We start from the raw sequence: 25,241 nt of genomic DNA on the forward strand, positions 1-25,241 counted from the left end.
GCGCCGCGACGGTCGCCAAGGGCGCGGACGAGGCGCCCGGCTGGCCCGGCGTCGCGCTGATCTTCGCGGGCGGCGGGGTGCTGCTCGCGGCGACGGCCGCCGTCCAGCGCGGGACCGAGGCGCTGGCGGGCGGCCGCCTGATCTTCAAGGCGGGCGGCGCGGTCGTCGTGCTGGCCGCGCTCTCCGCGCCCCTGCTGGCCGCCGGGTTCTGGGTGGCGGGCGGCGCGGGCGGCCCGCTGGGGAAGATCGACCCGGACGCCATCCCCGCGTTCGTCCACGGGCCGGGCGGTGCGAGGACACTCGTCCTGCACAGCGAGCCGAGCGGACGCGTTTCCTACACCCTGCTCAGGGACGCCCGTCCACGGATCGGCGAATCCGAAGTCGCGGACGGCGGCGAAGCCCACGACCGCCTGGACGACCTGGTCGCCGGACTGGCAGCCGGTCGCGAAGGCGACGACGGTCCTGCACTGACCCGTATGGGCGTCCAGTACATCCTCGTGCCGCACCCCAAGAAGGACCCTGTCACGGGCGTCCTCGACGCGGCACCCGAACTGACGCGCCTCAGCCGCACGGAAACGTTCGCGGTGTGGCGACTCCAATCGCCGTCCGCCCGCATGATGCTTCTGGACGGCCCCACCGTCACGCCCCTTCCCGCCGGACGGATCGACGCCCGCATGCAGATCCCACCCGGAAACGGCACCCGCACCCTCCTCCTTGCCGAACCTTCCGACGGTGGCTGGGACGCCACCCTGAACGGCGAGGCCCTCAAAGAACGCGAGGTGGACGGCTGGGCGCAGGGCTACGCGATTCCCGCCGCCGGTGGCGAGTTCGAGCTGAGCAGGTCCATGACGATGCGGCACGCCTGGCTCGTCGTCCAGGGCATCGCCGTGCTGCTCGTCGCCGTCCTCGCGCTGCCCGGCGCGCAGGTGGACAACCTCGTGTTCCCCGGTGAGCGCGAACGGCGCGGCGAACGGCGCCGCGGACGGCGCGGCGGGCGGCGCGGACGCCGCCGCGGGACCCACGTCCGCGTCGAGCACGAGCCGCCGCCGCCCTCCGTGGAGGAACCGAAGCCGGAGGAGGTCTCGTGAACCCGCGCAAGCTCCTGACCGCGCGCAGGCTTCCGAGCCCGCGCAGGCTTCCGAGCCCGCGCAGGCTTCCGAGCCCGCGCAGGCTTCCGAGCCCGCGCAAACTCGCGGACGCGCGCAAGCTCCTCAAACGCGACGACCTCGTGAGCACGGACACGCTGCTGCGCGTCATCGGCATGCGGTACGCGACCGCCGCGCTCATGCTCGTCGGCGTCGCCGCGCTGTACGGGGCCGCGACGTTCTCCCGTCCGGGCGACGCCTCGGCGAACGGCCACGACGCCCCGGTCACGTCGGCGGTGATGGTCTGCCCCGGCCACGAGGGCGGGCGGCTTGCCGTCCAGTCCCTCCCGGCCCCCGGGAAGGGCGGCCGCGTGGACATGGCGCCGACGAAGGGCGGCACCGCGATCGCGTCCATGACGTCGCCGGGCCAGAGTTGGGAGAAGGACACCGAATCCGGCGACGACTCCTACACCCTCCGCGCCACCGGCGCCATGGCCGCCGGGCTGGCGGCCGAGCAGACCACCTACGAGGAGGACGGCGACGACCGCGGCCTCGCGGGCGCCCGCTGCGCGACGCCCGCCACCGACCAGTGGTTCCTCGGCCCCGGGCCCGTCGCCGCCGACGAGCTCGACGTCTACCTCACCAACGTCGACTCCCAGCCCGCGTCCGTGGACCTCACCGCCCTGTCCGGCGAGGGCCCGCTCGACACCACCGACGGCCGCGGCACCCGCGTCGACCCCTACACCACCCGGGTCGTGCGGATCGGCGGGTCGGCGGAGGGGCTCGGCGACATCGTCAAGTCGGCCGCCGACCTCGCGCTGCGCGTCCGGACCAACGGCGGGCGGGTCACCGCGTCCGTGCGCGTCCGCGCCGGGGAGGAGAAGGGCATCGAGTGGCTGCCGCGGTCGCCCGCGCCCGCGTCGTCCCTCGTCGTGCCCGGCGTGCCGGGCGGTTCCGGCAAGCGCCGGCTGCTGGTCTCCGTGCCCGGCGAGGCGGACGCCCGGATCAGGATGCAGGTGATCACGAAGGACGGCGCGTTCGCCCCGCAGGGCCAGGACGTCCTCGACGCGCCAGCCAAGACCGTCACGTCCCTGGCCGTCGACGGCGCCCTGGTGGGCAAGGCCGCCGCCGTCCGGCTCGTCGCGGACCGCCCGATCGTCGCGGGCTTCGCCGCCGACCGCGGCGCCGACATCGCCTACGGGACGTCCACGCCGCCGCTCACCGGGTCGGGGCCGGGCATCGTGGCCGACAACCGGTTCGACTCCTCGCTCGTCCTGACGGCCCCGTCCGGCGCGGCGACCGTCGAGGTCACGACCATCAACGCCACGGGCAAGAGCGCGCCGCAGGAGATCAGGATCCCGGCGGGCCGCACCGTCGAGGCCGCGCTCGCCGCCCCGAACGGGAACGCCGAGGACGGCACCGCCTACGGCGTCGTGATCATCCCGAAGCGGGGTTCGGGGCCCGTCCACGCGTCCCGGACGCTCGCCAAGGGCAAGGGCGACGACTACCTGTTCACCATCTTGCCGATCACGCCCGCCGCGACCATCGTGCACCTGCCCGACACCGCCGACTCCCAGGGCGCCCTGATCCCGGGCTAGTCGTCCGGGGAGTCGTAGCTCGGGTCGACGGATTCGGGGGAGAGGCCGAGGAGGTCGGCGACCTCTTCGACCAGCAGATCGCGGATCAGGCGGGCCTGCTCGGCCTCGCTCTTCGCCCGCGCCTCGACCGGACGCCGATACACGGTGATGCGGACCGGCCGTTTGCCCTCGCCCGGAACCGTCTGGCCGAGCGGGACCGGGCCGTCGAACCACGGCTCGACGCTCGGAACCTCCTCGACCGTGAACCGCACCCGGGCCAGTTCGCGGCCCCAGCGGCCGCCGAGCCGCCGCACCTCGTCGTCGACGAGGTCGTCGAACCGTTCCGCGCGGGTGCGTGAGACCGGAGCCTGCGGGGGCGTCAGAGGACCACGTACGCCACGGCCGTGCCGATCGCGGCGCCGTACGCCTGCCACACGGGATCGCACGCCACAAGCGTACCTCTCCACCTCGCCGAGCACATGCGCGGCGGAGGCGCACGGTGCGAGGTCGGACCCACACGGAATGTAGTCGTTGCCCCGTAAATCCACCGGTAACGGCGACACGTTCGGCCCGGTGGTGGCGGAGCCGGTGGGAGGGAGGTACGGTCAGCCATCGTGAGCCCCGTCCGCACCTGCTCTCGTACCGCCTGCAAGGCGCCCGCAGTGTTCACGCTCACGTACGTCTACCGCGATTCCACCGCGGTACTGGGTCCGCTCGCCACGTACGCCGAGCCGCACTGCTACGACCTGTGCGCGGAGCATTCGGAGCGTCTCACCGCCCCGATGGGCTGGGAACTGGTGCGGCTGCCCGTCGAGGAGGAGACCGAGCCGAGCGCCGACGACCTGGAGGCCCTCGCCGACGCCGTCCGCGAGGCCGCGCGGCCCGCCCCCGGAACCGGCCACGAGCCGGTCGGGCAGGGCACGGAGGTCGGGCGCCGCGGCCACCTGCGGGTGCTGCGCTCGGAACCCGCGGGAACGCAGCCCGGCCAGGAGTGACCTCCCGCCCGCGTCCGAGCCTCGCCCATCCGCGTTCGAGCCGCGCATCCGCGTTCGTCGGCGACGTCGCGGCGGGTCGCGTCCGGCCTTCCCGGTAGGCTCGTGAACCCGGTTTCCCGGGGCACAGGGTCTCTTGGCACATTCGGGCAGCGTTTCTCGACCAGGGAGCAGGAGTGGGCGACCTCGGCAAGATCTTCAAGGCGTACGACATCCGGGGCGTCGTCCCGGACGAGCTCGACCCCGCGATCGCCGAGGCGGCCGGGGCGGCGTTCGTGCGGGTCACCGGGGCGAGCGCGGTGGTCACCGCGCACGACATGCGCGAGTCGTCGGTCCCGCTGGCGGAGGCGTTCGCGCGCGGCGCCACGTCCCAGGGCGCGGACGTGATCGAGGCCGGGCTCGGCTCCACCGACCTGCTCTACTACGCCAGCGGCAGCCTCGACCTGCCCGGCGCCATGTTCACCGCGAGCCACAACCCGGCCCGGTACAACGGGCTGAAGCTCTGCCGCTCCGGCGCCCGCCCGGTCGGCCGCGACACCGGCCTCGCCGAGATCCGCGAGATGATCGAGAACGGCGTCCCCGCCTACGACGGCAAGCCGGGCACGGTGCAGCGGCGGGACGTCCTGAAGGGCTACGCCGAGCACCTGAAGACGCTCGTCGACCTGTCGTCGATCCGGCCGCTGAAGGTCGTCGTTGACGCGGGCAACGGCATGGGCGGGCACACCGTCCCGTCGGTGTTCGAGGGCCTGCCGATCGACCTGGTCCCGATGTACTTCGAGCTGGACGGCACCTTCCCCAACCACGAGGCCAACCCGATCGAGCCGGAGAACCTGCGCGACCTGCAGGCCAAGGTCCGCGAGACCGGCGCCGACATCGGGCTCGCCTTCGACGGCGACGCCGACCGCTGCTTCGTGGTGGACGAGCGCGGCGAGATCGTCGCCCCGTCCGCGATCACCGCGCTGGTCGCGACCCGGGAGCTGGCGAAGCACCCGGGGTCCTCGATCGTGCACAACCTGATCACCTCCAAGGCCGTCCCGGAGATCGTCGCCGAGCACGGCGGGACGCCGGTCCGCACCCGCGTCGGGCACTCGTTCATCAAGCAGACGATGGCCGAGACGGGCGCGGTGTTCGGCGGCGAGCACTCGGCGCACTTCTACTTCCGCGACTTCTGGTTCGCCGACTCCGGCATGCTGGCGGCCCTGCACGTCCTCGCCGCCCTCGGCGAGCAGGACGGGCCGCTGTCGGAACTGCTCGGCGAGTACACCCGCTACGTCGCGTCCGGCGAGATCAACAGCGAGGTCGCCGACCAGGACGCCGCCGCGGCGAAGGTCAAGGACGCCTTCGCCGGCCGCCCCGGCGTCGCGATCGACGAACTGGACGGGCTCACCGTGGCCGACGAGTCCGCCGGCTGGTGGTTCAACCTGCGGCCGTCCAACACCGAGCCGCTGCTGCGCCTGAACGCGGAGGCCGGCGACGAGGCGACCATGGCGGCGATCCGCGACGAGGTCCTGGCGCTGGTCAGGGACGAGAAGTGACGACCGGGCCCACCGACTGTAGGGAGAAGTGACGCTGCCATGACGATGAAGCTGGACTCCTGGCTCCTGGAGATCCTCGCCTGCCCGAACTGCGGCGGCGACCTGCGCGCCGACGAGGGCGCCGACGAGCTGGTCTGCACCGGTTCGTGCGGCTACGCCTACCCGGTGCGCGACGACATCCCCGTCCTGCTGGTCGACGAGGCCAGGACCCCCGCCCCGTGAGCCTCCGGGCGGTGGCGCGGCGATGAGCGCGGCGCTCGACCCTTCCCGGCTGGAGGACGCCGAGGCGGTCGAGGCCGCCGACCCGGGCGGGATGCTGCGGCAGGTCGCCTCGTCGGCGGCGCAGGTGCGGGAGGCGCAGCGGGCGGCGGCCGAGGCGGGCGTCGCGGCGCTGGCCGAGGACGGCCGGCCGCGCGCGGTCGTGGTCGCCGGGGTCGGCGGGTCCGGCATCGCGGGCGACGTGCTCGCGGCGGTGTGCGGCGCGGGCTGCGCGGTCCCGGTGTTCACGGTCCGGGGCCACCGGCTGCCCGGCTGGGTCGGCGCGGCCGACCTCGTCATCGCGGTGTCGTGCTCCGGGACCACGGCGGAGACCCTGGACGTCGCCGCTGAGGCGGCCCGGCGGGGCTGCAGGCTGATGTTCGTCGGCGCCCCGGAGTCGCCGCTCGCCGACCTCGCCGACCGGAGCCGCGCGCTGTTCGTTCCTGTGCGGTCTGCAGGGCAGCCGCGTTCCACACTGTGGGGCTTGACGGTCCCCCTGGTCGTCGCCGCGCGCACACTGCGGCTCGTGGACGTCCCCGACGCGGTGCTGGAGTCGACGGCGACGCTGCTGGAGGACGTGGCCCACCGGTGCCGTCCGTCCAGCGAGCCGTTCGTGAACCCGGCGAAGCGGATCGCGCTCGACCTCGCGGGCGACGTGCCGCTGGTGTGGGGGACGTCCCCGATCGCGGCGACGGCGGCGTACCGCACGGCCTGCCAGCTCAACGAGAACGCCAAGTACCCGGCGGTGTCCGGCGAGATGCCGGAGGCCGGCCACAACCAGGTGGCGGCCTTCGACGGCTTCTTCGCACGCGGCGGCTCCCCGGCCGACTCCGGCGCGTCCGACGACGACCATTTCTTCCGCGACCGCGCCGAAGACCCCGAGCACGGCCTGCACCTCCTCGTCCTGCGGGACGTGGACGAGCATCCCCGGGTGCGCGCGCGGGCCGAGGCGGCCGCCGCGCTGGCCCGCGACCGGGGCGTGGTGGTCACCGAGATCCGCGCCGAGGGCGAGCATCCGCTGGAGAGAATCGCGTCACTCATCGCGTCAGCGGACTATGTCACGGTTTACTTGGCTATCGCGCTGGGCGTGGATCCGACGCCGGTGCCTGCCATTGATGAGCTCAAAGCGAGGATTACCTAGATGAGTGCTGAGGGTGGAACAAAGGCCATCGTCGCCGCGCTGGCCGCCAACCTCGGGATCGCGGCGTCCAAGGCCGTCGCGTTCGCGTTCACCGGTTCGTCGTCGATGCTGGCGGAGTCGATCCACTCGGTGGCCGACTCGGGCAACCAGGGTCTGCTGCTCCTCGGCCGCAAGCGGTCCGAGCGCGACCGGACGCCCGAGCACCCCTTCGGCTACGGCCGCGAACGCTACTTCTACGCGTTCGTCGTCGCGGTCGTCCTGTTCACGGTCGGCTCGGCGTTCTCGCTGTACGAGGGCTACCACAAGATCTCCCACCCCGAGGACGTCAAGGCCCCGGCCTGGGCGTTCGGGGTGCTGATCATCGCGATCATCCTGGAGGCGTTCTCCTTCCGCACCGCGATCAAGGAGTCGAACCAGGTCCGCGGCGGCCAGTCCTGGTGGTCGTTCATCCGCCGCGCGAAGGCCCCCGAACTCCCGGTCGTCCTGCTGGAGGACCTCGCCGCCCTCGTCGGCCTGTTCCTCGCGCTGTTCGGCGTCACGATGGCCGTGGTCACCGAGGACGGCGTGTGGGACGGCGTCGGCACCGTCGCGATCGGCGTGCTGCTCGGCGCGGTCGCCACGATCCTCGCGATCGAGACCAAGAGCCTGCTGATCGGCGAGGGCGTCGACCCCGACACCGAGCGGCAGATCGTCGCGGCGCTGGAGTCGGTGGAGGAGGTCGCCCGCCTGATCCACATCCGCACCGAGTACCTCGGCCCGGACGCGCTGCTGATCGCCGCGAAGATCGCCGTGCACCACGACGACACGGCGGCGGAGGTGGCGCGGGGCATCGACGCGGCCGAGGCCAAGATCCGGGCGCAGTTCCCGGTGGCGAAGCTGATCTACCTGGAGCCCGCGCTGGACGAGGCGTCCCGTACCGGGGTGCCGGACGCGGAGGCGGCTCCGGAGGCGCCCGCGTCGTCCTGACGTCCGTGGGCGTCCATAGGGCGCCCCACGCGTTCATCGCGGGCTTTCCATCACGGGCCTTCATGATGGGCAAGGGACCCCTCGCCGGGCGGCCGCCGCACTGCCGGCCGTACCCCAGCCCAGGCGAGACCGGCGGACGCCTCCGCGAAAGCGGATCGCGGCCGTCCGGCGAGGTGCTTCCCTTGCCTCCCCGCCCGGACCCCTGAAACCGGGCGGTTCTGGTGTGACCGCGGCGGCCCCGCCGAACCCCCTACGTCGGCGATGCCACCGTCGCGGTCACGGTTAAGACATTACGTTCGCGGGCCGTGCCGGGACGTCCCCCTCAAGGAGGGAACCCGCGTGGTACTCCAGGTGGAGCCCTCTCCTCCCTATACATCCGCTCGGTGAGGTGGCCACCCCCCGCAGCGGTCAGTATGGAGGGGTGACCTCCGATGACAAGGCCCGGACCGGACCCGACCCCGCGGGGTTCGGCCCAGCCGTCGCGCACCACGCGTGGCGGCTGTCCGGCCGGATCGTGGCGGGCGTCGGCCAACTGCTCCTGTGGATCCTCACCGGGATCGGCACCCTGCTGCGGCCGCTCGCGGCGCGGCTCGGCGCGCGGCTGAACGGCGGCGCCGCACCCGCCCCCGGCGCGCCGGGCGCGCCCGCCGGTGCGACGGCGCCGCTGCCCCGCTGGATCAACGCCTGGCGGGAGGTCGCGGGCTCCTGGTACTTCGCCCCGCTGACCGGGCTCGCGCTGACGATCGCGGCGCTGGCCGAGCTGGCGCCCCAGGTCGACTCGCCGCTCAGCCTCGCCGGCGGGTTCGCCGTCGCGGCGACGCTGCCCCTCGTGTGGCGCCGGGAAAACCTGCGCCCGGTCGCCGCCGTCGTGCTCAGCGCGGTCGCGGCGAGCCTCCTCACCGGCCAGATCCTGCTCATCACCACCGGCTTCGCCGCCCTCTACACGCTGTACGCGCTGGGCCGGCAGCTGCCCCGCCAGTCGACCGGCGTCCTCGCGCTCGGCAGCGTCGCCACGGTCGCCGTCGTCTACCTCGCCACCGGCACGCTCGACGACGTCCCGTGGCCCGCGACGGTCGTGGCCGTCCTCGCCGCCATCGGGCTCGGCGACGCGCGGCGGGTCGTGGAGTCCGCCGGGCGGACGGAGGCCGCCGCCGCCGAGCGCAACAACGAGACCCTCACCCGGCTCACCGCCGTGCAGCGGGAGCAGGCCGTCATGCGGGAGCGCGCCCGCATCGCGCGCGAGCTGCACGACGTCGTCGCGCACTCCGTCTCCATGATCGCCGTGCAGGCGGAGACGGCCCCGTACACGATGGACGACCTGTCGCCCGAGGCCCGCGCCGGCTACACCGAGATCGCCAAGACGGCCCGCGAGGCGCTGGTGGAGATGCGGCGGCTGCTCAGCGTGCTGCGCGCCGACGCCAAGCCCGAACCGGACGCGGCGAACTCACCGCAGCCGCGGCTGGACCGGCTGCCCGACCTGATCGAGCAGCACCGCGGTGCCGGCGGCCGGGTCGACCTCGCCGTGCACGGCGACGCGCGGACCCTGTCAACCACGGTCGAGCTGTCGGCGTACCGGATCGTCCAGGAGGCGCTGACCAACGCGCGGCGGCACGCTCCCGGCGCGGGCGTGCACGTCGACCTGATGTTCCTCGCCGACCGGCTCGCGGTTCGCGTCCGCGACGACGGCGCGTCCGCGCCGACGCAGGTACTGAACCGGGACGCCGTCAATCCCCGTACCGCCGTATTGGACCCCGCGGGCCCGACCTCCGTGGACGGACGCACCGGACCGCCGCCGCCGGAGTCCGGTGGCGGACACGGGCTCGTCGGGATGCGGGAACGTGCGACCATGCTGGGCGGACGGTTCTCCGCCGGGCCGGCCGCCGAGGGCGGGTTCCTGGTGGAGGCCGAGCTTCCGCTGACGAGGGAGGGGAATTCCACCCGTGGACACGGCTCGCAGGCGCCCCCCGGCCACCACCCCTGACGCGCCCGCCGCACGTCCCGAGGGGCGGCGGCCGTGATCAACGTGCTGATCGTCGACGACCAGACGATCGTCCGGGCCGGGTTCGCCGCCCTGCTCGCCGCGCAGGACGACATCACCGTCATCGGCGAGGCGGGCGACGGCCGCGAGGCGGTCCGGATCGCCGAGCGCATCCGTCCCGACGTCGTCGTCATGGACATCCGGATGCCCGGCATGGACGGCATCGAGGCGACCCGCCGCATCCTCGCCCTGCCGGGCGCCGAGAGCGTCCGGGTGCTGGTCCTGACGACGTTCGACGTGGACGAGTACGTCTACGACGCGCTCGCCGTCGGCGCCAGCGGCTTCCTGCTGAAGGACGCGACCGCCGACGAGCTGGTCTCCGCCGTCCGGGTGGTGGCGCGCGGCGACTCGCTGCTGGCGCCGCAGGTGACCGGGCGCCTCATCCGCGAGTTCACCAAGCAGCGCCGCAACCGCCCGCAGGCCCCGGCGGCCCTGGAGACGCTGACCGCGCGGGAGACCGAGGTGCTGGTGCTGATCGCGGGCGGCCTGTCGAACGGGGAGATCGCGCAGCGCCTCGTCGTCAGCGAGCACACGGTGAAGACGCACGTGGCGCGCGTCTTCACCAAGCTGGGCCTGCGCGACCGCGCGCAGGCCGTGATGCTCGCCTACGAGTCCGGCGTGGTGGTGCCGGGGGAGAACGCCCCGAACTAGCCGCGGTAGGACGGGGGTGGGAGCGGTCAGCGCCGGCGCAGCAGGCGCATCGCCTTCTCCTTCTCGAAGTCGAGCGCGCGGGTCGGCGGGGCGGAGAGCCGTCCGATCCGCTCGCCCAGTTCCCGGACGTGCGCCTGCACCTGCGGCTCGGCCAGGACGCGCAGCCCGAACGCCAGCTCCGCCGGGCCGATGTCGTAGCGCTTCTCCAGCGCGAGGGCGAGCGCCACGGCGCGCAGCTCGGCCTCGCCGAACCGCCGGTGGCCGCCGCCGCGCCGGGCCGCCGACGCCTCCCGGGTGGCGGGCAGCAGCCCGAGGGCCTCCCGGTAGCGGAGCATGCGGGGCGAGGTGCCGAGCCGCCGGGCGGCCTCCGTGATGCGCATGGGCCGATTCTGACAAATCCGTGTCAGAAAGTCGCGTCCGGCCGTGCCTTCCGGCGCCGCCCGCCCGTAGACTCGCGGCGTTGACCGGGTCCCACGGGCCCGTCAAGCCCTCGCGTACCGGCCCGCACACGCGGACGGCGCCGCCATCACCAAGGGAGCAACGAAAGCATGGACTACAAGGTCGCCGACCTGTCGCTGGCCGACTTCGGGCGCCGGGAGATCCGGCTCGCCGAGCACGAGATGCCGGGCCTGATGGCGGTGCGCGAGGAGTACTCCGCCGCCAAGCCGCTGCGCGGCGCGAAGATCATGGGCTCGCTGCACATGACGATCCAGACGGCCGTGCTGATCGAGACGCTGGTGGAGCTCGGCGCCGACGTCCGCTGGGTGTCCTGCAACATCTTCTCCACCCAGGACCACGCCGCCGCCGCGATCGTCGTCGGCAAGGACGGCACCGCCGAGGACCCGAAGGGCGTCCCGGTGTTCGCCTGGAAGGGCGAGACGCTCGAAGAGTACTGGTGGTGCACCGACCAGGCCCTGCGGTGGCCGGACGGCACCGGCCCGAACATGATCCTGGACGACGGCGGCGACGCGACCCTCCTCGTCCACAAGGGCGCCGAGTACGAGAAGGCGGGCGCCGTGCCGGCCGCGACCGAGGACGACCCCGAGGAGTGGGGCATCATCCTCGACACCCTGCGCCGCACCATCGCCGAGAAGCCCGGCCGCTGGACCGAGACCGCCGCCGGCATCAAGGGCGTCACCGAGGAGACCACCACCGGCGTCCACCGCCTCTACGAGATGGCGAAGGCCGGCACGCTCGCGTTCCCGGCGATCAACGTCAACGACTCGGTCACCAAGTCGAAGTTCGACAACAAGTACGGCTGCCGCCACTCGGTCATCGACGGCCTGAACCGCGCCACCGACGTGCTGATCGGCGGCAAGGTCGCCGTGGTCTGCGGCTACGGCGACGTGGGCAAGGGCTGCGCGGAGGCCCTGAAGGGCCAGGGCGCCCGCGTCATCGTCACCGAGATCGACCCGATCTGCGCGCTGCAGGCCGCGATGGACGGCTTCCAGGTCTCCGTCCTGGACGACGTCGTCGACCAGGCCGACATCTTCGTGACGACCACCGGCAACTTCAACATCATCACGGCCGCCCACATGGCCCGGATGAAGCACCAGGCGATCGTCTCCAACATCGGCCACTTCGACAACGAGATCGACATGGCCGGCCTCGCCAAGACCGAGGGCATCGAGAAGATCGAGATCAAGCCGCAGGTGCACGAGTGGCGCTTCCCCGACGGCCACTCGATCATCGTCCTCGCCGAGGGCCGGCTGATGAACCTCGGCTGCGCCACCGGCCACCCGTCGTTCGTGATGTCCAACTCCTTCACGAACCAGGTCATCGCGCAGATCGAGCTGTTCACCAAGACCGACGAGTACCCGATCGGCGTGTACGTCCTGCCGAAGCACCTGGACGAGAAGGTCGCCCGCCTCCACCTCGACGCCCTCGGCGTCAAGCTCACCACCCTCACCAAGGAGCAGGCCGCCTACATCGGCGTCCACGTGGAGGGCCCGTACAAGCCCGACCACTACCGGTACTGAGCCGATAGGGAAATATGACTGCCGGGCGGGGATCTTCCCCGCCCGGCGGCCGTGTCTGCGGGGAGTTCATGAGCGATATCGCGGATGGTTCGCTGGCCTATGAAGGGGTCAAGCGGATCGGGTGGGCCGAGCGGAGCATGCCCGTGCTGCGGCAGATCCGGGAGCGGTTCGCCGAGGAGCGGCCGCTGGAGGGGTTCAAGGTCGCGGCGTGCATGCACGTGACGACCGAGACCGCCGGGCTCATCCGCACGCTCCAGGCGGGCGGGGCGAGTGTTGCGTTGGCGGCGTCCAATCCGCTCTCTACGCAGGACGACACGGCGGCGGCGCTCGTCCACGAGTACGGGGTGGAGGTCTTCGCGCGCGCGGGGACCGACCGTGAGGGGTACTACGCCCACATCCACCAGGCGCTGGAGACCGGGCCTGACTTCGTGCTGGACGACGGCTGCGATCTCGTCAACACGCTGCACATCGACCGCACGGACCTGCTCGGCGCGGTGAAGGCGGGGTGTGAGCAGACGACGACCGGTGTCATCAGGCTGCACCAGATGGCGCGTGAGGGCGCGCTGAAGTTCCCCATGGTCGCGGTCAACGACACCGACACCAAGCACATGTTCGACAACCGCTATGGAACGGGCCAGTCCACGCTGGACGGGATCGTGCGCGCGACGAACACGCTGCTGGCCGGCAAGACCGTCGTCATCGCGGGCTTCGGGTACTGCGGGCGCGGCCTGGCCGAGCGTGCCCGGGGCCTGGGCGCGCGTGTGGTCGTCACCGAGATCGACCCCGTCAAGGCGCTGGACGCGGCGTTGCAGGGTTTCGCCGTCCAGCCCATGGCGCAGGCCGCGCCGGACGGCGACGTCTTCATCACCGTCACCGGGAACCGTGACGTCGTGAACGGCGACCACCTCGCGGTCATGAAGGACGGCGCCATCCTCGCGAACTCCGGGCACTTCGACGTCGAGATCGACGTGCGGGCGCTGAGCGAGATGGCGGTCGAGGTGCACCGCGGGATCCGGCCGCAGACGGACGAGTACGTGCTGGCGGACGGCCGGCGTCTCGTCCTGCTCGCCGAGGGCCGCTTGGTGAACCTGGCCGCCGCCGAGGGGCATCCGGCGGCCGTGATGGACATGTCGTTCGCCGACCAGGCGCTCACGTGCGCGTGGCTGGCGGAGTCCCACGCGACGCTGGCCCCGGCCGTCCACGAGGTGCCGAAGGAGATCGACACGGAGGTCGCCCGGCTCAAGCTCGCGTCGATGTCGATCTCCATCGACCTGCTGACCCCGGACCAGGAGGACTACCTGCACTCCTGGCGCATCGGCTCCTGATGCCCGCCGGGACGTACCTGCACCTCGACGGGGGGCTCGCGGAGCGCTTCCAGTGCGCGCCGGGCCCCGGCGGGTGGCGCTACACGTCCCGGCGGGACGACGGCGTCCGCGTCGACCTGGTCGTGGACGCGCGGTGGCGGCAGATCCGCGTCGAGTTCGTCACGCCCGGCTGGTGGCTGCGCGGCGGGCTGACCGGGCCCGAGCTGGCGTGGGTGCGCGCGGCCGGCGCGGAGGGCGCCGAGCACGCCGAGCGCGCGGCCGGGTTCATCTCCGACTCGCCGGGCTTCCTGGTCGCGGTCGCCCGCTCGCTGGACCTGGACGACGGCGGGCGGGCCGACGTGCCGCTCGTCCGGGTGAGCGGGCCGTCCCTCGCGGCGCTGACCGGGAGGTGGCGTTGGCACCGGGCCGGGACGACCGCGCACGAGACCGACACCGGGCCGCTGCCCGTCTCGGAGTACGAGATCACCGACCTGGCCACGGGCGAGGTCGAGACCGTCCACCTGGCCGGGGACGTCGTCCTCGCCGCGCCGGGTGTGGAGCTGGCGGACCTGGAGTCCCCGCCCAACCTCCTCGCGTGACCCGGCCGGGTTGCGTCGCACCGGGTGGCCGGGCGGGCCCGCGCGTTGCGATATCTTCCTAGCCCGTCCATCAAGATCGTGTTTTTGGAGGAGTGCCGGACATGCACGGACAGGCGCCGGAAGGCCCGGGGCAGCAGCCGCCGTTCCCGCCGCCGGGGCAGCAGTTCCCGCCGCCGGGGCAGCAGTTCCCGCCGCCGGGGCAGCCGTTCGCGGGGCCGCCCGCCAAGAAGCCGTCGCCGCTCGTGTGGGTGGGCGTCGCCGCCGCGGCCGTCCTCATCGTGGGCTGCCTCGGCTTCATGCTCGTCAAGGGCACCGGGGCGCCGAGCGGCCCGGTGAAGGCGGGCGACTGCGTGGACACCGGGTTCGGGGCGGACGACGGGAACCGCATCCCGGCGAGCCTGCGGGTGCGGTGCGAGGGCTCGGACGCCAAGGCCAAGGTCCTCAAGATCACCGATGAGGGCAAGGCGACCGGCCTGCGCGTCACCTCGCGGTCCGAGCCGGACTGCCCGGCCGGGACGGACGGCGTCACCAACGTCCGCGGCGAGAAGACCGACGAGAACTACTTCGAGGCGTGCGTCCGCAACGTCAAGGGCCCGCACCCCGGCGACCCCGGCGCGGGCGGCGCGTTCCTGTCCGTCGGCGACTGCGTGAGCAGCGGCTCGATCGGCTTCGGCAAGGAGCAGGCGTGCGCGAAGCCGGGCTGGTACGGCAAGATCATCGCGCGGGTCGACGCGGAGAGGTCGTGCCCGGCGCAGACGCTCGAAGTGATGAAGATGCGGTCGTTCAGCGGTTCCCTCGCCAAGCCGGTGCTGTGCCTCGGCCCCGGCGGCGGCGTGCTGTCCCCCGGCGAGTGCATCGGCGACCCCTCCTTCAAGGTCGGTGACCTGGACAAGGCCGACTGCGGGTCCAGCCAGGCCGTCGCGAAGGTCGTCGGACGCGTCGCGACGCAGCAGGAGTGCCCCGCCGAGGCGACGCACTTCATGACCAGTGAGGGCGCCTACCGTCCGGTGCTCTGCCTGAAGAAGATGCGTCCGACCCTGACCGAGAAGCTTCGTTCCCTGCCGGGCTAGGGCTGCACGGTGACGGTGTGGGACGGCGTGCCAGGGTCGGCCCACACCGAGAGGACGCGGCGGGCGGGGTCCCACTGCGTCCGCCATGTTCCGTCAGGGTCGGACGAGGTGACCTTGGGGGCGGCCGGGAACCAGATCTCCGTGGGCCCGGTCACGCCGGGCTTGTTGCGCCAGGTGACGGTGAGCGCGTCCGAGGTCTGGGAGATGCCGGTCAGCGTGCCCGCGACGGCGCGCGGGTAGGGGCGGGCGAGGAGCTTGGAGAAGAGGGTCGGCGCCCCCTTGCCGTCGATGACGCCGGACGAGCCCGGGTCGTTCGACCAGTACGCCCAGCCGATGCCGAGGTCGTCCGCCATGGAGAGCCAGTCGCCGGTGAAGGCGGCCGCGCCCGGGGCGTCCTGGCCCATGCCGCCGACCTCGCCGAGCCACATCGGGGTGCCGAGGCGGCGCGCGGCGGCGGGCATGTTCCGCTTCCAGAGCGCGAACTGCGCCTGGACGAGCATCTTCGCCAGTCCGTCGTAGGAACCGCCGAGGTCGACCCCGCCGGGATAGAAGTGCGGCGCCAGGACGATGCGCGGGCCGCCCGGCCTGGGGTCGCGGATGGCGCCGAGTGACGTTTCCGCCCCTTCGTTGGGGCCGAGGGCCTGCGGCTCCACGAACACCCAGTTGTCGCCGTCCACCTCACGGATCGCGTTGACGATGCCCTGGTAGAAGGGCGTCAGGATGGGGCCTTCGAAGAAGCCGAACTGCCTCGTGCCGCCGAACGGCTCGTTCATGAGGTCGTAGCCCAGGACGGCGGGGTCGTCCGCGAAGCGCTGTGCGACGTGCTTCCACATCGCGGTGTAGCGCTGCATCAGTTCGGGATGCTTGCCGGTGTTGTTCCAGAAGTTGTCGTAGGCGCGCAGGACGGCCGGTTGCAGGTACGTCAGCACCCAGGGGTCCTGCGGGGTGCAGGGCAGGCCGTCGGTGTAGGTGGCCCAGGCCGGGGCGCCGTTCCCCGAGCCCTTGCAGGCGGCGGGGCCGTAGATGTCCTGGTGCATGTCGAGGATGACGTGCATCCCCTGCTCGCGGTACCAGGCCACGCGTTTGGCGACGTCGTCCAGATACGCGTCGTCGTACCGGCCGGGCTCGGGTTCGACGTTCTTCCACTGGATCAGGTAGCGGACGGAGTTCGTCCCGAGGTCGCGCGCCTCGCGGGCGATGTCGTCCCGGGTCACCCAGGGCAGCCCGTTCGGGCCCTTGGCGCTGCTCGCCGTGTTGAGCCCGTGCAGGACCAGCGTCCGGCCCTGGTCGTCGGTGATGGCGGGGAGCGGTGCCGTGTCCGCGCGCGCTGGGGCCGCCGTGAAGACGGCGGGGGTCAGCGTGAGGACGGACGCCAGGGCGATCCGGCCGAGGGCAGTACGGACGCGCATCCCGCCTCCTAAAACACGAAACTTATTCGGATATTAGAAGGCGGCCACGGCCCGGGATAGGCACACAAGTCCACAACGAACGGCCCTGGAGACGGCCGTGATTGACAAACCGCGGCCGGTCAGCGCCCGGCCGGGTACTGCCCCGTGGGGTACTGCCCCGTCGGGTACTGGCCGGTGGGGTACTGGCCGGTCGGGTAGGGCCCCGCGGGCGGCTGGCCGGGAGCGTTCAGGACCTGCTGGTACGGCCCAGCGCCGTAGTTGGGCGGCGGCAGGAACTGCGGCTGCCCCGGCAGCGGCGGCCGGAACGGCGGCGGCACCGGCGGCCCCGGCCGGACGGGACCCGCCACCGGCGGCCCGGCCATCGCCATCACCGGCACCGGGCCCTGCGCCGGTCCCGGGCCCCACACGGGCAGGCCGAGGCGGCGCATCCGGCGGGCGCGGCGCTCGGCGAGCCGCATCTCCTCGCGGTGCCGGCGCTCGGCGAGCACCGCCGACAGCAGGATCTCCGGCCGCACCCCCGGCGGCGGGGGCGGGCTGATCACCGCGACGACCTGCCCGGCGATGCGCTCGCCCAGCGAGTCCCGCACCTCGGGCAGCAGCTCCCAGAACCGGGACAGGTACTGCCGGGCCGTCATCGCCAGCTCGTCCGACAGCATCGAGATCTCCAGCGACCGGGCCCACCAGGCGAGCTGCGGCGGCATCACCGCGACCGGGCCGAACAGGGCCGCCGCGGGGGCGCGCTCCTTGATCACGATCGTGCCCGCGAACAGGTCGCCGAGCCGCTTGCCGCGCCGGTTGCAGAACGAGGTGATCAGCGCGGGGGAGCCGTAGAACGTCCAGAACTCGATCACGCCGGCCAGCGCCCGGACCAGCGCCTGCCGGAACCGGATCGGCCCGCCGTCGTCGGCGACCACGCGGAGGCCCACGCCCATCTTGCCCAGCGTCCGCCCGCGCAGCAGCGTCTCGGACAGGCACGGGTAGCCGACCAGCACGGCGACGGTGCCGAGCAGCGTCAGCCCGACCGTCCACGCGTCGTCCGCGACGAGCGAGGTCATCGCGGTCACGTAGACGACGAGGTAGAGCATCACCGTCTGGAAGATCAGGTCGAGCAGGAAGGCGCAGCCACGGCTGGCCAGCCGCGCGACGCGGATGTCGAGCGCGACGGCCTCGCCGGTGACGAGTTCGGCCATGTCCTGCTCCTCCAATGCCGGGGATGCGTTCATTTTGCCGGTTCGGTAATGCGACACGTTAGTCTCGCCGGGTGGACGTCGACGCCTATGTGGCCGCGCACAACGCCGACTGGCTGCGCCTGGAGCACCTCATCAACCGGGGACGCAGGCTCAGCGGCGCCGAAGTGGACGAACTGGTCGAGCTCTACCAGCGCACAGCCACGCACCTGTCCGTCGTCCGCTCCAGCTCGCCCGACCCCCAGCTGGTGGGCCGGCTCTCGTCGCTCGTGGCGCGCGGCAGGGCCGCGGTGGCGGGCGCCCAGGCGCCGCTCTGGCGGGACGTCACCCGCTTCGCGACGGTGTCGTTCCCGGCCGCCGCCTACCGGATGAAGTGGTGGTGGCTCGGCGCCGCCGTCCTCGGCAACCTGCTCTCGCTCGCCCTCGCGATCTGGATCGTCCACAGCCCGGACGTGCAGGCGACCATCGGGACGCCGGACGAGATCCGCGAACTCGTCGACCACGACTTCGCGAACTACTACACGGAGCACTCGGCGGCGTCCTTCGCCTTCAAGGTCTGGGTGAACAACGCCTGGGTGTCGGCGGTCGCGCTCATCTTCGGGATCCTGCTCGGCATCCCCACCGTGTACGTGCTGCTGATGAACCAGCTCAACCTCGGGCTGACCGCCGGGCTGATGTTCGCCTACGGCAAGGGCGACATCTTCTTCGGCCTGATCCTGCCGCACGGCCTGCTGGAGCTCACCGCCGTGTACCTCGCCTGCGCGGGCGGCATGCGGCTCGGCTGGACGATCATCGACCCGGGCCCGCGCCGCCGCGGCCAGGCCCTCGCCGAGGAGGGCCGCGCCGCCGTCAGCATCGCCATCGGGCTCGTCGCGGTGCTGCTGGTGTCCGGCCTCATCGAGGGCTTCGTGACCGGCTGGGTGCACGTCACCTGGCTGCGCATCGGGATCGGCGTGGTCGCGGAGGTCGCCTTCCTCAGCTACGTGCTCGTCCTCGGCCGCCGCGCCACCCGCGCGGGGGAGACCGGCGACGCCGACCTCCGCCCCGACGTGGCCCCCGTCTCCGGCTGACCCGTCTCCGGCCCGCACACGTCCGGTCTGCGCGCGTCCTGCCGGTCCGCGCGTCAAAGGCGTCCGGCGGACTTCAGCGCCAGGTAGGCGTCGGCGAGCGCCGGGGCGATCTCGTCCGGCGGGGCGTCCACCACCTCGACGCCGTGGCCGCGCAGCTCGGCGGTGAGGCGGCGGCGCTCGGCGCGGGCGCGCTCGGCCGCCGCCGCGTCGTACACGGCGGCGAGGTCGCCGCGGGACGCGGCCATCTCACCGACCCGCGGATCGGACACCGCGGCGATCATCACCAGGTGCCGCGCGGTGAGCTGCGGCAGCAGCGGCAGCAGCCCCTCCTCGATCGCGGCCGTGTTCAGCTCGGTCAGCAGCACGACCAGGCACCGCTGCCGCACCCGCGCCATCAGCGTCGACACCATCCCGGCGGCGTCGCATTCGAGCAGCTCCGGCTCCAGCGGCGCCAGCGCGTGCACCATCGCGGGCAGCAGGTCGGTGCGGGACGCGCCCTCCACGCGGGCGCGGACGCGCCGGTCGTAGGCGAGCAGGTCGACCCGGTCCCCGGCCCGGGACGCGAGCGCGCCGAGCAGCATCGCCGCGTCCATCGAGCAGTCCAGCCGGGGGATGTCGCCGACGCGGCCCGCCGACGTCCGGCCGGTGTCGAGCACCAGGTAGATGCGCCGGTCGCGCTCGGGCCGCCACGTCCGGACGACGACGTCGCCGCGCCGCGCGGTGGCCCGCCAGTCGATGGACCGGACGTCGTCGCCGTCCACGTACTCGCGCAGCGAGTCGAACTCGGTGCCCTGCCCGCGGATCAGCGCCACGTGCGCGCCGGTCAGCTCCCGCAGCCGCGCCAGCTTGGCGGGCAGGTGGCGGCGGGACGGGAACGCCGGCAGCGCCCGCACCGTCCACGGCGCGGAGCGCGACAGCTGCCGCGCGGCCAGCCCGAGCGGCCCGGCGGAGCGGACGACGACGGTGACGGCCTTGCGGTCCCCGCGCCGGGTCGGCGTCAGCGCCATCTCGACGCGGCGGCGCTCACCGGCCGGGACGTCCACCTTGACCGTGCGGGGCGCGGCGCCCGCGCTCGGCGGCCACACGTCCCGCAGGCGGGCCTTCAGCCGCCGCCGGCCCTGGTTCTCGACGATAAGCGCCACCCGGGCGGTCTCGCCGAGCCGCACGTTGGTGTCGCCGTCCCGGTGGAAGCGCAGGGCCCGCACGTTCCCGGCGAGCGCCAGGTCGGCGAGCACGCCGAGCAGCAGGACGCCCCACACCGCGAACAGCGCCCACCAGCTCGGCACGAGCAGCGGGACGAGCGCGCCGAGCAGGGCCAGCAGCCCCAGGCGCCCGGTCAGCGCCATCAGCGCGGCGCGGGGACGTGGGCGAGGATGCCCTCCAGCACGCCGTCGGCAGTCGCGCCCTCCAGCTCCGCCTCGGGACGCAGCTGGACGCGGTGCCGGAGCGTCGGCCTGGCCAGCGCCTTCACGTCGTCCGGGGTCACGTAGTCGCGGCCCGACAGCCACGCCCAGGCGCGGGACGTCGCCAGCAGCGCCGTCGCACCGCGCGGCGAGACGCCGAGCTGCAGCGACGGGGACTGCCGCGTCGCGCGGCACAGGTCCACGACGTAGGCGGCGACCTTGGGATCGAGGTGGACGGTCCTGACGGCGGCGCGTCCGGCGGCGAGTTCGTCCGCGCCCGCGACCGCCTTCACCTCCGACAGGTCGCGCGGGTCGAACCCGCCCGCGTGCCGCTGCAGCATGGCGATCTCTTCGTCCCGGGTTGGGACGGGCACGGTCAGCTTGACGAGGAACCGGTCGAGCTGGGCCTCGGGCAGGGGGTAGGTGCCCTCGTACTCGATCGGGTTCTGGGTCGCGCAGACCACGAACGGGTCGGGCAGAGCGCGCGCGGAGCCCTCCACCGAGACCTGGCGCTCCTCCATGGCCTCCAGGAGGGACGCCTGGGTCTTCGGCGGCGTCCGGTTGATCTCGTCCGCGAGCAGGAGGTTGGTGAAGACCGGACCCTCGCGGAACTCGAACTCCGCCGTCCGGTTGTCGTACACCAGCGAACCGGTGACGTCACCGGGCATCAGGTCGGGGGTGAACTGGACGCGCTTGAAGTCCAGGTCGAGGGCCCGCGACAGCGTCTTGATGAGCAGCGTCTTGGCGGTGCCCGGGACGCCTTCGAGCAGCACGTGGCCGCGGCACAGCAGCGCGATGACGAGCCCGGTCACCACGGAGTCCTGGCCGACGACCGTCTTGGCGACCTCGCCGCGCAGCGCCGTCAGCGCGGCGCGCGCTGTTTCGGCCTGCCGCCGGGCCTCCTCGGACAGCGCGCCCGGCCCCGTGCTGCCGCCGGGCACGTCGTCCTTCCCGAGCTCTACAGGGGTGTTCAAGACTGCCGTACCTGCCTTTCCAGGTCGTCGAGGACGTCCGTGAGCGCGATGAGCCCGGCGTCGTCCAAGGGTTCGGGACCGTACAGGGCCGCCCCGACGTACGTCTCGTCGTAGGGCGTGCGGCGGGCCACCGCCGTGATGATCTCCTGTGCGGCGGACGGGTCCTGCGCGCTGCCGCGCGGCAGCCCGAGCAGCGGGACGAGCCGCTCCCGGGCGCCGGAGCGCAGCGCGTCCGAGGCGCGGTCGCGGGCGCGCCCGGCCCGGTACAGGCGCGCGCGGCCCTCCACCGTCTCCGCCGACCGGACCACGACCGGCAGGGCCTCCGCCACCACCGGGCCGAGCCGCCGGCCCCGCCACAGCGCCACCAGCAGCACCGCGACCAGGAGTTCGAGGAAGAACAGCTTGACGCCGAACGGGAGCAGGTCGCCGAGCGACTGCTGCCCGGCGGCCTCGCCCGCCTCCGGGAGGTCGGGGTAGAGCCACACCGTCGAGGAGCCCGGCGCCGCCAGGTTCATGGCGAGCGCGGCGTTGCCCTCCTCGGTGAGCCGCTGGTTCGTCAGCGGCGCGGCCGACCCCAGCACGGTCACCGTGTGCGCGTTCTCCTGCACCTGGACGACCCTGGCGCCGCCGTACTCGGCCGGGTAGCACGCCGTCCCCTGGCCGTTGATCTCGTAGGTGTCCGACTCGTGGAAGGCGACCTTCCCGGCGAGGGACGCGGCGGGCAGCGCGCAGCCCGGCGCCGCGGTCTCCTCGAAGCTCGGGCCGACCCGCCGCACCTGGGGGGCCAGGACGTCCAGCGCCGCCGCCGTCGGCCGGACGAGCAGGACGTTCACCTGCGTACCGGCCAGCATCCGCAGGTCGTCCTCGGTGAGCCGCTCGGTGCGGGTCACCACGAGCGTGTCGCGGGGCTGGGCCGCGAGCAGGGCCTCCGGCATGTTCCGCCTGATGGTCACGGCAGTGCCGTGCTGGTGCAGGATCTCCGCGAGCGCGCGCGAGCCGTCCCGCTTCGGCGACTCCGGGTCGAGCGCGCCCGCCGAAGTCGACGGGCGCAGCGCCGCCAGGATCACCGCGATCACGACCAGCGCCAGCAGCACCGCGAGCACGCCGCGCGCCGACCGCCAGCGGCGGCCCGCGACCTGCCGCGCGGACGGCTCCGCGGCGCCGGAGGCCGCGGCTCCGGGCGGGGCCTGGGTCACCATCGCGGGCCCCCTTCGTCGCCGGCGCCCACCGGGGTGAGGTCGTCGGCCTCCAGCGGCTTCGGCTTCGTCGCGCGCAGCCGCTCGTCCAGCGCCTTCATGCGCGCGTACCCTTCGGCCGTGCCGGGACGGTCGCCGTACCAGACGTCGTCGAAGATCCGGACGCCGGCGGCCAGCTCGCCGGCCAGTTCCGGCACGGCCTCGCCCGCCTCCGCCGCCAGCTCGTCCGCCGTGCGGCCCGGCCGCCCCGCGAGCACGGCCCGCTCCTCCAGGTCGCGCGCGATCGCGCGGAGCCGCTCCCGGATCGCCTCGGCCCATTCCCCGGCGGCCGCGTGCCGCTCGGCGGCCTGCCGGTGGTCGAGCGCCGTGGACGGCGCGTCCTCCAGCAGGGCCTTGTCGCGGGAGCGCAGGTTGCGGCGGCCCCGCATCAGCCAGGCGATCAGCGCGATGGCGATCGCCAGCACGAGCACGATGATCAGGACGGACACCCAGCCGCCGCCGGTGCCCTGCGCCTCCGGGTTCGGCGCCCGGTCGAACAGGCTGGCCAGCCACTCGGAGAAGTCGGCCCAGACGCGCTCCAGCCAGGACGGCTTGTCGCGCTGGTACACCTGTTTCTCCAGCTCGCGGCGGGCCAGCTCGCGGGCCTCGTCGCGGCCGATCGGGTCGAGGATCACGGGTTCGCTCCCGTCCACGGCCGGGCGGGCACCGGATCGGTCCGCCAGAGATCGATGAACCCGTCCTCGCCCGTGGGCTCGTGCGCGGGCTCGGCTGCGGGCTCGTGCGGGGGCCCGCCCGCGATCACCGCCGCGGCGGAGCGGCCCCGGCTGCGCAGCTCCAGGTCGAAGCCCTCGCGGCGCATCCGCCGGTCCATGTACAGCAGCGCGATCACCCCCGCGTCGAACGGCAGCACCACCGACCAGCTCACGATCCGGCCGAGCGTGTCGACCGCGAGCGCGCCCATCGTCGCCCCGTCGCCCGAGGCGTCGCCGAAGAAGACCAGCTGCACGAACAGGAACGGGATGCGCAGCGCGAAGAAGCCCATGAACACGGTCACGAGCAGCGCCAGCAGCAGCGTCCCGCACGTGTGGAACCACCGGCCCTTGGACAGCGTGACCGCCCGGCGCAGCGCGCCCGTGACCGTCCGCCGCTCCAGGACGACCGCCGGGACCGCCTGGACGAGCAGGATGTAGAGCCACACCATCAGGCCGATCCCGAGCGGGAACCCGAGCAGCCCCGCGATCACCCCGAAGGCCGGGTGCGCGTCCGCCGCGATCAGCGCGAAGAACGGCAGCACCGCCAGCGCCAGCGCGCCCAGCGAGGCGCCCATCACGGCCGCGGCGGTGCCGGCCAGCCGGCCGAGCCGCGGCCGCGCGTCCCGCCACGCCTGCCGGGGCGCGATCGGCATCCCCACCAGCTCGCGGCCGAGGATCGGCGCCATCAGCCCCGCCATCAGCAGGATCCCGCACGCCGACAGGACCAGCCCCAGCACCGTCAGCGTGAGCTGCGCGCCGAACGACTCCAGCAGCACGTCCGGGGTGACCTCGTCGCGGGCCTCGTCGCCGATGAAGAAGTACGCGGCGACCGAGCTCGTCACCTGGATCACCGTGCTGATCGCCACCGACAGGCCCAGCGTGGTGCGGGGGCGGCGCCGGATCCCGGCGATCGCGCCGTCCAGCAGCTCCGAGATGGACATGGGTCGGAACGGGACGCCCCGCACCACGTCGGTGGCGCCGGCGTCGTCGTCCCAGCCGTCCGGTCCCGGCATTCTCGGCTCCCTGCGGTCCCTGGTTCCCTGCGGTCTGCGTGCGGGGGTCGCGGCGCTTCCGGGCGGGCCCGCCGGGCCCCGCGGCGATCGCCGGTCAGGTCATCCTGTCACGGGCGAGATGTCAACCTTGCGCCGCTTTCGGGAGTCACCTCTACAATCCGAGCCGCCCACCCGATGCGGGGGAGCCATGTACGGCGCAAACGCGGGTAACCTTGCACGCCAAGGTATATCTCTCCCTGGCAAGGTGGCGCCGGAGCATCGCGCACCACTCCACCGAACCCCGACTTTGCGACGATGAGGGCCATGAGAGGACGTGTACTGGTCGTCGACGACGACCTCGCGCTCGCCGAAATGCTCGGCATCGTGCTGAGGGGCGAGGGTTTCGAGCCCTCGTTCGTGCACGACGGCGACAAGGCGCTCGAGGCGTTCCGGGAGACCCGGCCCGACCTCGTGCTGCTCGACCTGATGCTGCCGGGGGCCGACGGCATCGACGTGTGCCGGCAGATCCGCGCCGAGTCGGGCGTGCCGATCGTCATGCTGACCGCCAAGAGCGACACCGTGGACGTCGTGCTCGGCCTGGAGTCCGGCGCCGACGACTACATCGTCAAGCCGTTCAAGCCCAAGGAGCTGGTGGCGCGGGTGCGCGCCCGCCTGCGCCGCACCGACGAGCCCGCCCCCGAGACCCTGCAGATCGGCGACATCGCCATCGACGTCGCCGGCCACTCGGTCAAGCGCGGCGACCGGCACATCCCGCTGACGCCGCTGGAGTTCGACCTGCTCGTCGCCCTCGCCCGCAAGCCCCGCCAGGTCTTCACCCGCGAGGTGCTGCTGGAGCAGGTGTGGGGCTACCGGCACGCCGCCGACACCCGGCTCGTCAACGTGCACGTCCAGCGGCTCCGCGCCAAGATCGAGAAGGACCCCGAACGCCCCGAGATCGTCGTCACCGTGCGCGGTGTCGGCTACAAGGCCGGGCCGGCCTGAGACGGCCGCCCCGCCCGCGGGCCCGCGGCACCGCCTGTCCCTTATACACATCTTATGCTTA

The 25,241-nt window shown here is 73.3% G+C and carries 23 protein-coding genes and 1 pseudogene; 15 read left to right on the top strand and 9 right to left on the bottom strand.

The window, feature by feature from the left end:
- Both ETD96_RS44630 and ETD96_RS45800 read left to right on the top strand, forming a co-directional pair.
- Positions 1–1,088, top strand: a pseudogene (locus ETD96_RS44630) (glycosyltransferase family 2 protein); the annotation flags it as partial.
- On the top strand, positions 1,085–2,683 hold the full coding sequence (locus tag ETD96_RS45800) for a DUF5719 family protein (protein ID WP_138636621.1): 1,599 nt from the start codon (positions 1,085–1,087) through the stop codon (positions 2,681–2,683). The pseudogene ETD96_RS44630 and the gene ETD96_RS45800, both read left to right, overlap by 4 nt.
- On the opposite strand, the gene ETD96_RS13215 is transcribed toward ETD96_RS45800, so the two are convergent.
- A complete protein-coding gene (locus tag ETD96_RS13215; protein WP_240807589.1) occupies positions 2,680–3,108 on the bottom strand; it encodes a metallopeptidase family protein in 429 nt (142 codons plus the stop codon). The genes ETD96_RS45800 and ETD96_RS13215 overlap by 4 nt on opposite strands.
- Positions 3,109–3,276: 168 nt before the next feature.
- Here ETD96_RS13215 and ETD96_RS13220 point away from each other — a divergent pair, with 168 nt between their 5' ends.
- From ETD96_RS13220 to ETD96_RS13250, 7 genes are all read left to right on the top strand, one after another.
- The gene (locus ETD96_RS13220; RefSeq protein ID WP_132173385.1) at positions 3,277–3,657 is read left to right on the top strand and encodes a DUF3499 domain-containing protein; all 381 of its coding nucleotides are present in this window, start codon (positions 3,277–3,279) and stop codon (positions 3,655–3,657) included.
- A gap of 173 nt (positions 3,658–3,830) precedes the next feature.
- Positions 3,831–5,189, top strand: coding sequence for a phosphomannomutase/phosphoglucomutase (locus ETD96_RS13225; RefSeq protein WP_138636622.1), 1,359 nt, complete (start codon positions 3,831–3,833; stop codon positions 5,187–5,189).
- A gap of 39 nt (positions 5,190–5,228) precedes the next feature.
- Positions 5,229–5,411, top strand: coding sequence for a Trm112 family protein (locus tag ETD96_RS13230; protein WP_138636623.1), 183 nt, complete (start codon positions 5,229–5,231; stop codon positions 5,409–5,411).
- Between the two features lie 22 nt (positions 5,412–5,433).
- On the top strand, positions 5,434–6,588 hold the full coding sequence (locus tag ETD96_RS13235; RefSeq protein ID WP_138636624.1) for an SIS domain-containing protein: 1,155 nt from the start codon (positions 5,434–5,436) through the stop codon (positions 6,586–6,588).
- Positions 6,589–7,554, top strand: coding sequence for a cation diffusion facilitator family transporter (locus ETD96_RS13240; RefSeq protein WP_138636625.1), 966 nt, complete (start codon positions 6,589–6,591; stop codon positions 7,552–7,554). It abuts the gene before it with no gap.
- 421 nt (positions 7,555–7,975) lie between these two features.
- Positions 7,976–9,535 (top strand): sensor histidine kinase, encoded by a 1,560-nt coding sequence (locus ETD96_RS13245; RefSeq protein ID WP_138636626.1) that lies wholly within the window; start codon positions 7,976–7,978, stop codon positions 9,533–9,535.
- Between the two features lie 33 nt (positions 9,536–9,568).
- A complete protein-coding gene (locus tag ETD96_RS13250) occupies positions 9,569–10,243 on the top strand; it encodes a response regulator (protein WP_138636627.1) in 675 nt (224 codons plus the stop codon).
- A gap of 26 nt (positions 10,244–10,269) precedes the next feature.
- Here ETD96_RS13250 and ETD96_RS13255 read toward each other — a convergent pair whose 3' ends face one another.
- Entirely contained in the window at positions 10,270–10,623 is a 354-nt protein-coding gene (locus tag ETD96_RS13255) for a MerR family transcriptional regulator (protein WP_138636628.1), read from the bottom strand.
- Between the two features lie 168 nt (positions 10,624–10,791).
- Between ETD96_RS13255 and ahcY (ETD96_RS13260) the strand changes: the two genes are divergently transcribed.
- From ahcY (ETD96_RS13260) to ETD96_RS13275, 4 genes are all read left to right on the top strand, one after another.
- Positions 10,792–12,222 (top strand): adenosylhomocysteinase, encoded by a 1,431-nt coding sequence (gene ahcY / locus ETD96_RS13260; protein ID WP_138636629.1) that lies wholly within the window; start codon positions 10,792–10,794, stop codon positions 12,220–12,222.
- Between the two features lie 68 nt (positions 12,223–12,290).
- Entirely contained in the window at positions 12,291–13,547 is a 1,257-nt protein-coding gene (gene ahcY / locus ETD96_RS13265) for an adenosylhomocysteinase (protein WP_138636630.1), read from the top strand.
- Positions 13,547–14,125, top strand: a complete 579-nt coding sequence (locus tag ETD96_RS13270) for a hypothetical protein (protein WP_138636631.1) — start codon at positions 13,547–13,549, stop codon at positions 14,123–14,125. Before ahcY (ETD96_RS13265) ends, ETD96_RS13270 begins: the two co-directional genes overlap by 1 nt.
- Positions 14,126–14,226: 101 nt before the next feature.
- Positions 14,227–15,195, top strand: coding sequence for an LppU/SCO3897 family protein (locus ETD96_RS13275; protein ID WP_138636632.1), 969 nt, complete (start codon positions 14,227–14,229; stop codon positions 15,193–15,195).
- On the opposite strand, the gene ETD96_RS13280 is transcribed toward ETD96_RS13275, so the two are convergent.
- Both ETD96_RS13280 and ETD96_RS13285 read right to left on the bottom strand, forming a co-directional pair.
- Complete coding sequence (locus tag ETD96_RS13280; RefSeq protein ID WP_138636633.1) at positions 15,192–16,604, bottom strand: cellulase family glycosylhydrolase; 1,413 nt, start codon at positions 16,602–16,604, stop codon at positions 15,192–15,194. The two genes, ETD96_RS13275 and ETD96_RS13280, sit on opposite strands and share 4 nt — an antisense overlap.
- 119 nt (positions 16,605–16,723) lie before the next feature.
- Positions 16,724–17,794, bottom strand: coding sequence for an RDD family protein (locus ETD96_RS13285; protein WP_138636634.1), 1,071 nt, complete (start codon positions 17,792–17,794; stop codon positions 16,724–16,726).
- Positions 17,795–17,865: 71 nt separating this feature from the next.
- Here ETD96_RS13285 and ETD96_RS13290 point away from each other — a divergent pair, with 71 nt between their 5' ends.
- Entirely contained in the window at positions 17,866–18,861 is a 996-nt protein-coding gene (locus ETD96_RS13290; RefSeq protein WP_138636635.1) for a stage II sporulation protein M, read from the top strand.
- Between the two features lie 53 nt (positions 18,862–18,914).
- On the opposite strand, the gene ETD96_RS13295 is transcribed toward ETD96_RS13290, so the two are convergent.
- From ETD96_RS13295 to ETD96_RS13315, 5 genes are read right to left on the bottom strand one after another with little or no spacing between them, the layout of a single operon-like run.
- Positions 18,915–20,207: a DUF58 domain-containing protein gene (locus ETD96_RS13295; RefSeq protein ID WP_138636636.1), complete on the bottom strand. Its 1,293-nt coding sequence runs from the start codon at positions 20,205–20,207 to the stop codon at positions 18,915–18,917.
- Positions 20,207–21,205, bottom strand: coding sequence for an AAA family ATPase (locus tag ETD96_RS13300; RefSeq protein WP_435817976.1), 999 nt, complete (start codon positions 21,203–21,205; stop codon positions 20,207–20,209). The genes ETD96_RS13295 and ETD96_RS13300 overlap by 1 nt, the downstream gene beginning before the upstream one ends.
- A 29-nt stretch (positions 21,206–21,234) precedes the next feature.
- A complete protein-coding gene (locus ETD96_RS13305; RefSeq protein ID WP_138636638.1) occupies positions 21,235–22,437 on the bottom strand; it encodes a DUF4350 domain-containing protein in 1,203 nt (400 codons plus the stop codon).
- The gene (locus tag ETD96_RS13310; protein WP_138636639.1) at positions 22,431–23,108 is read right to left on the bottom strand and encodes a DUF4129 domain-containing protein; all 678 of its coding nucleotides are present in this window, start codon (positions 23,106–23,108) and stop codon (positions 22,431–22,433) included. The genes ETD96_RS13305 and ETD96_RS13310 overlap by 7 nt, the downstream gene beginning before the upstream one ends.
- Positions 23,105–24,199, bottom strand: a complete 1,095-nt coding sequence (locus ETD96_RS13315; protein WP_138636640.1) for a hypothetical protein — start codon at positions 24,197–24,199, stop codon at positions 23,105–23,107. The genes ETD96_RS13310 and ETD96_RS13315 overlap by 4 nt, the downstream gene beginning before the upstream one ends.
- Before the next feature lie 303 nt (positions 24,200–24,502).
- Here ETD96_RS13315 and mtrA point away from each other — a divergent pair, with 303 nt between their 5' ends.
- Positions 24,503–25,180 carry an MtrAB system response regulator MtrA gene (mtrA, locus tag ETD96_RS13320; RefSeq protein ID WP_138636641.1) on the top strand — a complete coding sequence of 226 codons (678 nt, stop codon included), beginning with the start codon at positions 24,503–24,505 and terminating at the stop codon, positions 25,178–25,180.
- Positions 25,181–25,241 lie beyond the last annotated feature (61 nt).

Source organism: Actinomadura geliboluensis (assembly GCF_005889745.1).
GTDB lineage: Bacteria > Actinomycetota > Actinomycetes > Streptosporangiales > Streptosporangiaceae > Spirillospora > Spirillospora geliboluensis.